This window comes from Solibacillus sp. FSL H8-0523 (genome assembly GCF_038051985.1).
GTDB lineage: Bacteria > Bacillota > Bacilli > Bacillales_A > Planococcaceae > Solibacillus.
This window is the reverse complement of the sequence record NZ_CP150291.1, coordinates 2786848-2801646: the sequence shown is the minus strand read 5'-3', so window position 1 is coordinate 2801646 and position 14799 is coordinate 2786848. Positions and strand designations below refer to the sequence as shown.

Here is a 14799-nt window from a genome sequence, read left to right as displayed (position 1 = left end):
ATCGTATTTGGAACTAATAGAAGTGCCTAATATGCGTTTCAATAGTGCGTAGCTAATTAAATCATAGAGGGGGATTGGGGCATGTTTATCACAGTTAAAGAATGGCGTGCTTTATCGTTACGTAATCGTATGTTGTTACTTGAAGCCGCGGCTAATAAACGTAAGGGCTAGCCTAAAAAATTGGTGAGTTTTATTGAAACAGTGCATTGATGATATTAAACACAAAGGTTGGAAAGGCGGAGCAGGCCACTCTTTTTTAGAGGGCCTGTTTTTCATCTGATCAACCGTGCTGCCAAGCGATTTTTTTACCCAATCTAGCCCCAAAAATATTCATCACTATCAATGTCATTAAACTAACATTCTTAGTAAAGGCTATAAAACACCATACGATATGCAATTATTGTTTAAATGCAAAGCGGTTTTACTTGCTCTTCAAGTCGTTTTTTTATACCTTTGTAGTATTGGATATAAGAAAGGTGAGAACAACATGTTATCAAAAGAGAAATTAGCTCGTATTAATGAGTTATCGAAATTAGCAAAAGAAGGAAAATTAACAGAGGAATTAGCAAAAGAACGCACAGCACTACGTAAAGAATATTTAGATGTATTCCGTACAACAATGCGTGATACAATCGAGCACGTAAAAGTTGTGGATGAAGAAGGAAACGATGTTACACCAGAAAAATTAAAACAAGTAAAAGCACAAAAAGGCTTAATAAACTAGTTTTCCCTAAATAATATGACACATTTATCGTTGAGTATGACATAATTTCGAAAACGTTGCGATTAAGCATTGTTTTCTATCGTAAATTTGTCTAAACTATACAGTGTATAAATACAGTACGAGAAAGGATGTCACATAATGACACAACAAATGGATCAGTTAGCAATTAACGCAATCCGTACATTATCAATCGATGCAATCGAGAAAGCAAATTCTGGTCACCCAGGTTTACCAATGGGTGCAGCACCAATGGCTTACACATTATGGACAAAGCAATTACGTCATAACCCACAAAACCCAAACTGGTATAACCGCGACCGTTTCGTTTTATCAGCAGGCCATGGCTCTATGCTGTTATACAGCTTACTTCACTTAGGTGGCTACGGTTTAGAAATGGATGAGATTAAAGCATTCCGTCAATGGGGCTCTAAAACTCCAGGTCACCCAGAGTATGGTCATACAGTAGGTGTTGAAGCGACGACAGGTCCACTTGGTCAAGGGATTGCGATGTCAGTAGGTATGGCAATGGCTGAACGTCATTTAGCTGCTACATATAACAAACCAGGCTATGATGTAGTAGACCACTATACATTTGCTTTATGTGGTGATGGGGACTTAATGGAAGGGGTTGCAGCAGAAGCAATTTCTCTTGCAGGTCACTTACAATTAGATAAGTTAATTGTGTTATACGATTCAAATGATATTTCACTTGACGGTGATTTAGAAAAGTCATTCTCAGAAAACATCCAAAAACGTTTCGAATCTTACAATTGGAACTACTTAAAAGTACAAGATGGTACAGATATTGCTGAGATTAATACAGCAATCGAAACAGCAAAACAAAATACAGGCGGCCCAACGATTATTGAAGTAAAAACTGTAATCGGTTTTGGCTCTCCAAATAAATCAGGTAAATCGGATTCGCACGGTTCACCACTTGGTACAGACGAAGTTGTGTTAACAAAAGCGTCTTACGCTTGGGAGCACGAACCATTCCATGTACCAACTGAAGTGTATGACACATTCAAAGCAGCAGCAGACGTACAAGGTGTGCAAGCTGAAAATGCTTGGAACGGCGTATTTGAAGGTTATAAAAACGAATACCCAGAACTTGCAGTACAGTTTGTTAATGCAATGGACAACAAATTACCAGAAAACTTTGCGTCAGAATTACCAGTTTATGAAGTAGGTCAATCTGTAGCAACACGTTCTTCTTCAGGTGATGCAATTAACGCGCTAGCAAAAACAACACCATCATTCTTCGGTGGTTCTGCTGACTTAGCAGGTTCAAACAAAACAACAATCAAAGGTGCTGGTGACTTCTTCGCAGAAACTCCAGAAGGCCGTAATATTTGGTTTGGTGTACGTGAATTTGCAATGGGTGCAGCAATGAACGGTATGGCGTTACACGGTGGTGTGAACGTATTCGGCGGTACATTCTTCGTATTCTCTGACTATGTACGTCCAGCAGTGCGTTTATCAGCTTTAATGGGATTACCAGTAACGTATGTGTTCACACATGATTCAATCGCAGTAGGTGAAGATGGCCCAACACATGAGCCAGTCGAGCACTTAGCGTCATTACGTGCAATGCCAAACCTATCAGTAATTCGTCCAGCAGATGCGAACGAATCAGTAGCAGCTTGGAAATTAGCCGTATCAAGCCAATCAACACCAACTGTTTTAGTGTTATCACGTCAAAACTTACCAGTATTAAACGCTTCAACTGAAACTGTGTATACAGGTGTTGAAAAAGGTGCTTATGTAGTTGCGCCATCGACGAAAGAAACACCAGATGCGATTTTAATTGCAACAGGTTCAGAAGTTTCGTTAGCAGTAGAAGCACAAAAAGCTTTATTAGTAGACGGAATCGATGCATCGGTTGTATCGATGCCATCAATGGATCGTTTCGAGCAGCAATCAAAAGAATACAAAGAGTCTGTATTACCGAAATCTGTAACAAAACGTTTAGCAATCGAAATGGGTGCATCATTCGGTTGGCATAAATACGTTGGCTTCGAAGGCGACGTACTAGCAATCGACCAATTCGGTGCTTCTGCGCCTGAGAAAGTTGTATTAAAAGAATACGGCTTCACAGTAGAAAACGTAGTAGCTAAAGTAAAAGCGCTATAATTTAACTTAATTTATTGTTGCCACCCGCTACGTATGCGGGTGGCATTTTTGATTTCACTAAACGTTATCAGCTATTCCAAAATACGTGCGTTATGAACGAAGGAATGGTACGATAGACAGTGGTATAGAAAGCAAATTTAACAAGGAAGTGGACGGTTTATGACAACAAAACAATTACAAAAAGACATAACAACATTTATCGAAAAAGTACTTTTTTTATTAACAAAAGATGTAGATGTAAATAAGTTTCAGCAAATTCTTCAAGACAATGTCAATCAAAAAAGAGAATCTGCCACGTCAACTGTTGAGTTTTATGATCGTTTAATGTTAAATATGGCGTACTTCGTTGAAAATCAAATGGCATGGGAAACGATTGTTCGTGATACATACGGCAAGGGACAAGTGCCGAAGATGAGCTTTCTAGAGCAGGAATTAATGGCGCAGCAAATGCGTGTTCGAAACAATGTCGCTGAAAATATGGACGCTTACACAGCAGATTTCCATAAACGTTACGAGGAGTTACAAGTAACAGATGAAGACGTGATTTACGATTACGCCTACGCATCGGTTGGGCACGGCTTACGCGTAGACTTCATCACATTAGTGACGAAAAAAAATGCAGAAATTTTAACAAAAGGAAATATTGAAGAAACGTTAAAAATAGTAGATGGTTATATCGCGTATCACTGCGACCAAATCGTCAACAAGCTAACGCTTTCTTAAAAAGGAGTTCTTAATTATGAATACACCATTTACTTACTTACACAAAGCACCCGCTGTACAAGGGGAAAAGCAACCGGCAATTTTCCTATTACATGGTTTAGGTAGTGACGAAAAGGATTTACTACAATTAGTGGATTCGTTTTCATCACAATGCCATATCTTCAGCTTACAAGGACCGATTAAACATCGTCCTGGCTACGCATTCTATACATTTGCTGAAGAAGAAGGGAAGCCAGAGCGCCGTATCTTTGATAAGGTACTAAAAGGTGTAGAAATCTTTATTGCCGAGGCAGTAAAGGAGTTTGACTTAGACGAAACACAACTTTATGTAGTTGGTTTCAACCAAGGAGCGGCAATGGCACAATCTCTTGCGATGGTCATGGGCAACAAAATTCGTGGTACAGCTGCGCTTAGCGGTTATTTACCAGAGTTTGCAGCACTTGAATATAGCAAGAAAACAATGGATGGTACGAAGATTTTCATCTCACATGGTGAGTATGATTATGATTATCCGTTAGAATGGGCAGAGCATGCGGTGCGCTTCTTCAATGATTACGGTACAAAGGTAACGTTCAAAACCTATCCGGTAGGGCACGGGGTAAGTCCTGAAAACCTACAAGATTTAATTGCCTTTATAGCAGCAGATTTACCAACAACATTAAACTAAACAGCAGGGGCGTCTGGTAATTAATTACCGGACGCCTCCTTTTTGTTAAACTGTCATTTTAGAATTGGCTAATGCTTTGTTAACTTTGCAATCTAGCGCTGCTAAATAGCCGAATGTCATACCTGGGCCAAGTGTTGCACCAGGGCCAGGATAAGATGCACCCATCACTGAAGCCGAGCAGTTACCACATGCATATACGCCGTCAATCGGAGAGCCATCAGTGCGTAATACACGACCATCACGGTCAATCACCACGCCACCCTTTGTTCCGATATCACCAGGATATACCTTTAGTGCATAGAAGGGTGCACTGTTAATTTCAAGTAAGTTCGGATTTTTTAATGTTGGGTCCCCGTAATATTTGTCGTGTGGCGTTTCACCACGATGGAAATCTAAATCAACTCCAGTACGTGCAAAGCCGTTAAAGCGTTCCACCGTTTTTTGTAAATTGCCAAATGGAATGTTCAGCTTCTGCTCTAAGTCAGCAATGTTATCCGCTTTATACACGATGTCGTGCTCGTAATAGTCTTTCGGGAAATCCTGCATCGGGAATAATCCAGCAAATAAGTAACGGCTCTTCGCGCGACCATCTAAAATAATCCATGATGTAATTGCTTTGCCACCTGTAGCCTCATTATGCTCATACATTTTATCCACAAACTCATGATACGGCGTTGGTTCATTGATGTAGCGTTGTCCGTCTTGGTCGACAATGATCATATTAGGAATCCCACGGTCCGCCACTAAGAAGAATGGTCTTCCAGTATGGTCAATAATCGAAGGCGCTCCCCAAACTTTGTCCATTAAGCCAAATTTGGCATCAAGTTTTTCAAATGGCCCGATAAGATCGCCTGTTTGTCCTACTGGTGAGCTCGTCCAGTCAATTTGCTGTGGTGCTGGTAAAAAGCGCTCTCGGTACTCTTGATTACGTGAGAAACCACCTGAAGCAAAAATCACACCATGTGCGGCTTTAATGAAAATGGTTTCGCCTTCTTTTAATGCTTCAATTCCAATGATTTTGTCGTCCTCATAAACGAAATCAACAAATGCCGTGGACAAAAAGATTTCGCCTTCTAATTCTTTATAAGTAAGTGCCATGCGTCCAACGAGTGCTTGTCCAAGTGCTGAAAGATTCTTTTTCATCACGAGATGTTGCATTAAGCGCCAACCTAAGCGAAGCGAACGTACTTTACCCGCTGTAGTACGCGCAATCATATTGACCTTTACAAAATCTTGTCCAGTCATGACAAAGCCCTTTGTATCAATGGTTGGTGGGAGAAGTTTATCCTTCCAATCACCAAGCTCATTTAAATCAAATAATAACGGCTCAATTGAACGACCCGTTCCTTTGCCACCTGGGTGGGTAGGGTAGTAGTCTGAGTAATTTTTTGCATAAGAAAAGCGCATATGTGGACTTAATTCGTGTAGATAATCGAGCATTTCAATCCCACGATTTAAATAGGCTTCTTTAATATCATCGGAAACAGCATCTCCGACAGTTGCATCTAAATAGGTTTTTGCTTCTTCGAACGAATCGCCGACACCTGCTGCATTTAAATAGCGATTATTCGGAATCCATACACCGCCACCTGAAAGTGCTGAAGCCCCGCCGAAATAGGGCTGTTTTTCAATTAATAATGTGTTTAACCCTTCGTTTTTAGCGGTGATTGCTGCAGAAAAACCAGAAGCTCCTGCCCCAATTACCACAACATCATATTCTAAATTCCAATTCATTAAAAATCCCCCAATCTAAAAATAGGTAGTAGCGTTTATTCTCTTAAAATCGCTCATTAGTAAACGAACGTTCAAACGACAATAAAAAAGCGTTATTAGTTAATTTTCGTGAAAATCGTAAAAAGTCCTTCTTTAATTGAAATAAAAAACAGCTAACGCGTTGTTAGCTGTTGGATTGATCTAATAATTTTTCGGCGTCCTCAATGGTCATCGGTTTATAGAAGTAATAACCTTGGCCAGCAGGGCAGCCGAGTTTTTGAAGCATAGCAAGCTGTTCTTTTGTTTCAACGCCTTCTGCAATCGGGCGCATATCGATATTATGGGCTAATTGAATAATCGTTTGAACAATGGCGTACATCCCAGGTTCATCCATTGAGTTTACAAAGCTACGGTCAATTTTAATTTCCGAAAACGGAAGCTTAGGTAAGTAGCTTAATGAAGAGAAGCCAACGCCAAAATCGTCAATCGAGCTTTCAATACCAATTTCATTTAATTTTTCTAAAATCGATTTTGCCTTTGTAAAATCAACAAGCTCAATGCTTTCTGTGACTTCGAGCTTAATGTACTTGGCTGGCACATGAAATTGGTTGAAAATACGAATAATATTATCTAAAAATTTAGGTTCGTAAAAATGATCGGGCGAAATATTTAAGGAAACAGGCACAATCTTTTTGCCTCCATCCAGACGCCCCTGAAGCCATTGTAAAATTTTGTATAAATTCAATAAATCAATATCTTTAATTCTGCCAGATTGTTCGGCAATTGGAATGTAGTTGATTGGCGAAACGAAACCTAGTTTGCTTGAATTCCAACGAGATAACCCTTCAAAGCCTTCTACTTGAATTGTTTCGAAATTGATTTTTGGCTGTAAATATACCTCAAATTCATCATTCTGAATGCCAAAAGTGAGCTGATTGAAAATATCCATTTCTTTCGTCAATTGATTTATGCTATTTTCTTCATACTTAGCAAAACTGGTCCCGTTCAATTTACGAGCATTCGTTAATGCAATATCTGTTTGATGAATACACTGTTCTACCGTCAAATCCGGGGAAAATGTTGAATAGCCTATTTTAAGCGTAATATAGTTTTCTTCTCCGTCGATATCGAAAGGCACTAACGTGAGAGGTTCTACATGTTTGTGATGTGTATGGAATGTCCCGAGATTGGCCTTTATTGCCATTATAAGAGAATTTGAAAAACGTGAAATTAATTCATCTCCATGCGGTAAATATTTCCGCATACGTTCCGCCATTTGACCAAGTAAATCAGCGCCTGCTTGACGTCCATATAAGTCCACGATTTTGTTGAATTCAGTTGGGTGCATAATCGCAACATATCCCATTTCACCTTTTTCGAGCCATTTAGTAAGTTCTACTTTAAAGTGCTGTAAATTCGGTAAATTTGTATCGACATCGTAATAAGCTAAGCGACTTAACTCAATTTTTTGCTCTGCATATTTAATGGCCAATTGAATTAGTAAGGCTAAACGATTTAAATAATTGATGTCACTTTGTTTAAGTTCGATTGAGTCCTGTAAAAACAATGTTAAGATACCAATTACCTTGTTTTGCGACGTTAAAATAGGCTTTGTCCAAGAGCCAGTTAACTGATTGAAGTGATAGTTATTCGCTAGGTAAGACGTCACTTCTTGGTTTGTGAAACTTTTAATATAAATCGCTAATGGGCTATAATTCATCGTTGGCGTCACTGCGAGTAAATCTAGTTTATCTATGAAATCAAGTGGCAAAGTATGTGTGCCAAGGTATTTAATATCATAATTTTCATCATATATATGGATCGCGCAGTAACTATTATGGATGTAAAATTTCTCGATTTTTCTAGCGATTAACGATAAAATCGACTGCAAATTATCCTCGTGGTCAATCGCCGCATAAACTTCATGCTCGAGTTTATACACCATTTTATTTAGTTCTTCATCCGTTGTATCTTCACAAGTCAATAACACATATTGAAGAGCTTGCTCGTCGTCACGGATTGGATGAACCATAATGCTATTCCAAAAGGCAGATGATTGCTGTGTGTAGTGTAAGATCGTCAACTTGCGAGACTCACCAGATTTTATACAAGCGGCTAAATCGAATGCGGTATCGTAATGCGTACGTATCCCGTTAAGAATTGAAAATCCTTGTCCAATTAACTGTTCCTCTTCATATTGTGTTAATTGTAGAATACGGTTGTTTGCGTGTAAAATCGTTAATTCACTCGCATGGACATCAATAATCAGAGTTCCTTTCGAAAGCTGGTTACTTAAGGTTTTTAGCCAATTAAATAATCGGTCTTTTGATAGGGGTGGTAATTGATTTAGGTGCATATAGATTTCCCCCTTTAAATAATTGTAAGAATATTTAAAGTATACCAAAATTCCTATAAATATAAAGAGTGGAAATTTAAAGATGAAAAAAATTCACTTTTACTAGGTAAAATAACCCTTATAAATGATAGGTTTTAAATTTTGATAGTTGAAATGTATGTATTTTAATAAGAATGCGAGATGGAAACAATACAATCGATTGTTTCAAATAAAAAAAGCACCCAAAAATTAGGGCGCTTTTAAGCTAATTTACTTATCGTTATTGTATGACCTCCCTAAAATATGGGGGAAACACTTTATTGTTTGAAAACTTCATAAAAATGCTGGAATAATGGTTCTCCTTGCGCATCAACGATAACGTCTGTATGTAATTTCATATGGGCTTGTGTACGATCGAGATGTAATCCCCCATTGCTAAATGAAAGTACGATTGTAACTTTCCCGTTTTCGACTAAATCGGCACTTAGATGTTCTGGGGATAGCTGCTCACTAAATAGTCCATTATCCTTCCAAGTGCCAGAGATTTTTAATTGTTCATTAACTTCGTCATATTGCCATTGCACATCACGTAAAATAGCTTTAAATAAGTCGTTAATTGTATGTTGCTCGTTGTCGAATGTCAGTTCAGTTGCCCGAATTGAATGAACATCAATAGAAATGGCAGAAGCAGCCTCATTTGCTTTTGAATTAATACCAGCAGCAGCCTCCTTGATATCGCTCATCGTATCGCCGCACCCTGTACATAAAATAACTACAACTAGTAGTGGAATTAACTTTCTCATTTCAATCCTCCCTAATTATCCATATTTCCATCATACTAAAATGCCGGCGTTTAGAGTGACATATTTCTGGGCATAATGTGAAAAATTTGTAACGAAACAAAATAGAAGAAAATAATGAAAATTTATCATTGACTTCATAAAGTGAATAATAAATTAAATTGTGGGGTATGAATTAAGTATTACTGTATCGTGTTGAAATGGGAAAAAACATCATCGTTAAAATCAGTCAAGGGAGTTGGTACAATGAAGATTAATGATGAATTATTAGATAAACTGGGCATTTATTTCGTTTATCATGAGGTGTACAATAAATACGGTATTACGTTCGAAAGTTTTGTAGATCGTTGGTCGAGAGGAATTTTAGAAATTTAATTTATGATGATGTTAATACTAGAAAACACACCATTTCACGATACTTGAGGGGATTTGTCTGATAGATTTGAGACAAATTCCTTTTTTATTGCTATTCAAAAGCTTCATTATTTATTACGATAGAGGTGGAATTCATTTACATTTTGGAGGGCGAACGATGAAAATTCAACAATACGGCATTCGAATTGGTAAATTACCTACAGGTGCCAAAAATTGCATTACTGATGTTGCAGATGTCAAAGTAGGGCATGTGACATTAGATTATCCAATAAATGATAAGGGAGACATGGCCTGTACTGGGGTGACAGCAATTTTACCGCACGCGGGCAACGTATTTCGTGAAAAATTAACCGCTGCAAGCTATGTATTAAACGGCTTTGGGAAAACGACAGGGCTTGTTCAAATTGATGAGCTAGGCGTATTAGAATCGCCAATTATGTTAACGAATACATTTGGTGTTCCAGCTGTTACACAAGGCACACTAGATTATTTATTAGCCCAAAACGAAGAAATAGGCTTGTTAACTGGAACTGTAAACATTGTCGTTGGGGAGTGCAATGACAGTCATTTAAATTCGATTCGTCATTGTCCAGTCAAGCCTGAACATGCTGTAGAGGCCATTGAAAAAGCAACATCGGATCTCGTAGAGGAAGGTGCAGTAGGAGCCGGGAAAGGCATGATTTGCTTTGGCTATAAAGGCGGGATTGGTAGTGCATCGAGAATCGTTGAAGTAAAAGGCGCACGGTATACACTTGGCTGCCTTGTTTTAACTAACTTTGGAACGACTCAAGAATTTATGAAGGAACGCTATGAGGTTAAGACGAATGCCGAAAATTCTATAATTGCACCGACAGATGGCTCGATTATGATTGTGTGCGCAACAGATGCCCCGCTTAGTAGTCGCCAATTAAAGCGTATCATTAAACGTTGTGGGATTGGGTTAGGTCGTACAGGAAGTCATTTTTCAAATGGCAGCGGCGATATTGTCATTGGCTTTACAACCGCTCATAAAATGAATCATCATAGCGATACGTTCATTGAAACACGCACACAATTACGAGAAGATCACCCCATCATGAATGAATTATTTACCGCAGCGGCGGAGGCGACAGAGGAGGCTATTTTAAATTCATTAGCCCAGGCACAAACAACAATAGGAAGAAATGGGCATTGTGTGATAAATTATCCATTCCATTAAAGGTATTTATAAATCATTAGTGTCACTTAACTTGACACTGGAACTATTTAATATCGAATAAAATACTTATTTCTCAATATACCAATAAATTTTCGAGAAAAAACTTCCATATTCGAAATAAATGTGGTAATTTATATAAAAAAGACTGAAAACTCCAAATATTTTATTAATTATAATGTTATATAAAGTCACATAATTTTAAGTGTAAAGTAATTCTAGAAAAATAATTATGCCGAATCAAATATGAGCTTTGGCAGGTGAACAACCAGTACTACTTGAATATAGTGAACTATTAGAATAGAACCAATAAAAATAGAGCAGCATGAGCTAAAGGAGTATCGATTATGAAAGTATATATTAGCGCAGATATCGAAGGCATTACAGGGACAACCGTTTGGAGTGAAACGGAGCTAAACACCCCGGATTATGACCAATTCCAACAACAAATGACAAAGGAAGTGCTCGCTGCAATTGAAGGTGCCACTCTTGGTGGGGCTACAGAAATTTTGTTGAAAGATGCGCATGATTCCGCGCGAAACATATTAATAGAACAACTACCAGAAAACGTGAAAATTATTCGAGGGTGGACACAGGAGCCGATGTGTATGGTTGCCGGGCTTGATGAAAGCTTTGACCGCGCAATTTTCATAGGCTACCACAGTGAAGGGGGCAGCGAAAAAAATCCACTTGCGCACACATTAAGCTTAATGGCAGATATCAAAATTAATGGTGAATATGCAAGTGAATTTATAATTAACGCATATGCTGCGGCGCTTCATCAAGTACCAGTCGCCTTTGTCAGTGGCGATCAAGCATTAACCGAGCATATCGCGCGCTTTAATAAAAACATCGTCACGTTTGCAACAAAAGAAGGCATCGGACATGCAACGATTAATGTGAGCCCACAAAAGACCTTAAAGGAAACGAAGAAATTAGTTGAACAGGCGATGACAGTGGAACGCGAACAGTTGTTACTTGAATTACCAAAGCATTTTAAAGTAGAGCTAATTTATAAAGATCATATTAAGGCATACCGCAATTCCTTCTACCCAGGTGCGACATTTAAAGCACATAATACAGTGGAATTTGAAACGGAAGATTATTTCGAAGTGCTACGCCTTTTACAATTCTTAACGTAAGTAGGGGACAATATGAAAATTACAGATGTGAAAGTTAGTTTAGTAGAAGCGCCACTTATTACACCATTTAAAACCGCATTACGTACCGTACATAGTATTCAAAATGTAATGGTCATTCTCACCACGGATGATGGTCAAATAGGTATTGGTGAAGCAGCCCCGACGCATGTTATTACGGGAGAAACACTTGGTTCACTAAAATATGCAATTGAAGAGGTCATTGCACCCGTCATTAAAGGAATCGATATCGCAGAAATAGCCGTTTTGTGTGAACGTGTCGATCGTTGCCTTTATCAAAATACTAGCGCCAAGGCTGCGGTAGAAATGGCACTATATGATTTATGGGCAAAAAAATATCAAGCGCCACTGTATCAATTACTAGGTGGCTATCGTAATACCCTTAAGACAGATATTACGATCAGTGTGAATGATAGCGTAGAAATGGTAAATGATAGTTTAGCTGCAGTAAAACGTGGCTTTTCGATATTGAAAGTAAAGGTCGGCAAAGATCCAATAGGTGACGTAGAGCGTGTTGTAAATATACGCGAAGCAGTCGGCCCTGATGTTGTGTTACGTGTTGATGCCAATCAGGGGTGGACACCGAAGCAGGCTGTTTCCATTATTGGACAACTAGAGGATAAAGGCGTTCAGATTGAGTTAATAGAGCAGCCTGTTCACTATAGTGATCTTGTAGGTATGCAATATGTGACGCAGCGTACACAAACGCCAATTTTAGCAGATGAAAGTGTGTTTTCTCCGAAGCAAGCCATCGAAGTAATCGAAAAGGGTGCTGCGGATTTAATTAATATTAAATTAATGAAAACAGGAGGGATTTCTAAGGCACAGCAAATCGCAAACATCGCACAGGCAAATGGTGTGCAGTGTATGATTGGCTGTATGTTAGAAACAAAAATTAGTGTTAGCGCAGCCGCACATTTTGCCGCAGCTAACCAAATTGTCACAATGGTCGATTTAGATGGGCCGAGTCTTTGTGTTAAAGATCCGATAGAAGGTGGGCCAATTTTTGAAGGCGAATGTATTCAAATGGTTGAGCGCGCGGGCTTAGGGTTTTTAATATAGGTAGTTAGATCAGAAAAAAGTAAAAAGGGTGGGGGAATAGCGTATGAAAAAGTATTTATTAGTTTTGGCATGTATGTTTGCACTAGTTTTAGCGGCATGTAGTGATGATTCTGCAGATTCAGGCACAGCTGGTGATTCAGGCAAGCCACAAGAGTACCGTACTGTGTATTCGGGTGAAATTAAAACGTTAAATTACTTAAAAACTTCAGAAACAAATGAATTTGCAGTAGCTGCAAATTTAGTAGACGGACTAATCGAGTACGATGAGTACGGCATTGTAAAACCAGGTTTAGCAACTGAATGGGAACATAACGATGATGCATCGGTATGGACATTCAAAATTCGTGAAGGCGCAAAATGGGTTGACCACGAAGGTAAAGAAGTAGCTGATGTTGTCGCACAAGATTTCGTAGACGGTTTAAACTACGTACTTGATGCAAAAAATGAATCGTCAACAGCTTGGATTGCCACGGTAGTAAAAAACGGTGATGCCTTCTATAACGGTGAAGTAACAGATTTTCAGCAAGTTGGTGTGAAAGCACTGGATGATTACACATTAGAATACACATTAGAAGGTTCTACACCGTACTTCTTATCGATGCTGAACTATGTATGTTTCTTCCCTGTAAACGGTGCGTTTTTAGCGGAAACAGGGGAAGCATTTGGTACAACGCGTGAGAACTTCTTATACAACGGTTCATACATCTTGGATAAATTCGAGCCACAAAATGAGCGTGTACTTGTAAAAAATAAAACGTACTGGGATAAAGACAATGTAAAAATTGATCGTATTCGCTACAAGTACAACAAAGAGGCAGCTACTGTTGCCCCTGAGCTATTCTTACGTGGTGAAATTGATGGTGCAAGTATTCCAACCTCAATTCTAGATGAATGGTTAAAAGCAGAAGATAAAAAAGACGTAGTACGTCAAAATACAAATAACTTCTACACATACTTCTACGCATTAAACTTTGATCCACAATTTGATGCTGAATTTGCACCGGAGAATTGGAAAGTAGCTGTAAATAATAAAGATTTCCGTAAATCATTATTCCATGGATTAGATCGTATTTCAGCGATGTTAACAATGGAACCATATAACCCAGAAAACTTAATTTCGAATACCATTACACCAAAAAACTTCGTTGATGTAGCAGGTGTCGATTACACATTATTAGCACCGCTTAAAGCAATCTCGGAAAATGATTCATTTAATAAAGAGTTAGCTGCTCAACATAAAGAAGCAGCAATGAAAGCTTTAGAAGGTAAAGTAACCTTCCCAGTAAAAGTGGTATTACCGTACAATTCAGGTTCACCAGAATGGGCAAACCGTTCTCAAGTAGTAGAACAACAGCTTGAAAACTTATTAGGAAAAGACTATATCGATGTAGAATTATATGCAGGTCCAGCGACAGGTTTCTTAGGTGAAGTTCGTCGTCCAGGTAAATTCTCAATGATCGAAGCAAACTGGGGTCCAGACTTTGCTGACCCATCAACGTACACAGATCCATTCACTGTAGGTGGTACTTACAACAAGCCTGAATTAGCTGAAGGCTACAATGCAGAGTACGACAAATTAGTAGAAGCGGCGAAAGTAGAAGTTGAGCCAGCAAAACGCTATGAACTATTTGCAAAAGCAGAAGCATTTCTAATTGAAGAAGCATTCGTTATTCCTTACGCTGTAGGCGGAGGCGGTTATGTTGCTTCAAAATTAAATCCATTTGAATCACAATATTCACCATTTGGTGTTACATCAGAGAAATTTAAAGGTCAGTCTATCCTAGAAAAGCCAATGAGCAATGAAGAGTATGAATCAGCTAAAGAAGCATGGGAAAAAGAACGTGCGGAAGCTTTAGCGAACGCTTCAAAGTAATTTTTATAGGCGCTTTTATTGTAGTAAGTCAGGAGATGA

The 14799-nt window shown here is 38.6% G+C and carries 12 protein-coding genes; 9 read left to right on the top strand and 3 right to left on the bottom strand.

Annotated features, from left to right (window positions below; genetic code table 11):
- Positions 1-487 precede the first annotated feature (487 nt).
- The 4 genes from NSQ62_RS13930 (at position 488) to NSQ62_RS13915 (ending at position 4247) form a co-directional block, all read left to right on the top strand.
- A complete protein-coding gene (locus NSQ62_RS13930) occupies positions 488-724 on the top strand; it encodes a DUF896 domain-containing protein (protein ID WP_341320735.1) in 237 nt (78 codons plus the stop codon).
- 138 nt (positions 725-862) lie between these two features.
- Positions 863-2857, top strand: coding sequence for a transketolase (gene tkt / locus NSQ62_RS13925; RefSeq protein ID WP_341320734.1), 1995 nt, complete (start codon positions 863-865; stop codon positions 2855-2857).
- Positions 2858-3016: 159 nt separating this feature from the next.
- Positions 3017-3580, top strand: coding sequence for a DNA helicase (locus tag NSQ62_RS13920; RefSeq protein ID WP_341320733.1), 564 nt, complete (start codon positions 3017-3019; stop codon positions 3578-3580).
- A gap of 16 nt (positions 3581-3596) precedes the next feature.
- Positions 3597-4247, top strand: a complete 651-nt coding sequence (locus NSQ62_RS13915) for a dienelactone hydrolase family protein (RefSeq protein ID WP_341320732.1) — start codon at positions 3597-3599, stop codon at positions 4245-4247.
- Between the two features lie 45 nt (positions 4248-4292).
- Here the strand turns inward: NSQ62_RS13915 and NSQ62_RS13910 are convergent, their stop codons facing one another.
- From NSQ62_RS13910 to NSQ62_RS13900, 3 genes are all read right to left on the bottom strand, one after another.
- Positions 4293-5981 (bottom strand): FAD-dependent oxidoreductase, encoded by a 1689-nt coding sequence (locus NSQ62_RS13910; protein WP_341320731.1) that lies wholly within the window; start codon positions 5979-5981, stop codon positions 4293-4295.
- Between the two features lie 163 nt (positions 5982-6144).
- Entirely contained in the window at positions 6145-8316 is a 2172-nt protein-coding gene (locus NSQ62_RS13905; RefSeq protein WP_341320730.1) for an EAL domain-containing protein, read from the bottom strand.
- 296 nt (positions 8317-8612) lie between these two features.
- Complete coding sequence (locus NSQ62_RS13900; RefSeq protein ID WP_341320729.1) at positions 8613-9098, bottom strand: 23S rRNA methyltransferase; 486 nt, start codon at positions 9096-9098, stop codon at positions 8613-8615.
- A 243-nt stretch (positions 9099-9341) separates the two neighbouring features.
- Here NSQ62_RS13900 and NSQ62_RS13895 point away from each other — a divergent pair, with 243 nt between their 5' ends.
- From NSQ62_RS13895 to NSQ62_RS13875, 5 genes are all read left to right on the top strand, one after another.
- Positions 9342-9470 carry a hypothetical protein gene (locus tag NSQ62_RS13895; protein WP_274307420.1) on the top strand — a complete coding sequence of 43 codons (129 nt, stop codon included), beginning with the start codon at positions 9342-9344 and terminating at the stop codon, positions 9468-9470.
- A 157-nt stretch (positions 9471-9627) separates the two neighbouring features.
- Positions 9628-10668 carry a P1 family peptidase gene (locus NSQ62_RS13890; RefSeq protein ID WP_341320728.1) on the top strand — a complete coding sequence of 347 codons (1041 nt, stop codon included), beginning with the start codon at positions 9628-9630 and terminating at the stop codon, positions 10666-10668.
- Positions 10669-11012: 344 nt separating this feature from the next.
- Entirely contained in the window at positions 11013-11807 is a 795-nt protein-coding gene (locus NSQ62_RS13885) for a M55 family metallopeptidase (RefSeq protein WP_341320727.1), read from the top strand.
- 12 nt (positions 11808-11819) lie between these two features.
- Positions 11820-12887 (top strand): dipeptide epimerase, encoded by a 1068-nt coding sequence (locus NSQ62_RS13880; RefSeq protein ID WP_341320726.1) that lies wholly within the window; start codon positions 11820-11822, stop codon positions 12885-12887.
- Positions 12888-12930: 43 nt separating this feature from the next.
- Positions 12931-14760 (top strand): peptide ABC transporter substrate-binding protein, encoded by a 1830-nt coding sequence (locus NSQ62_RS13875; RefSeq protein WP_341320725.1) that lies wholly within the window; start codon positions 12931-12933, stop codon positions 14758-14760.
- Positions 14761-14799 lie beyond the last annotated feature (39 nt).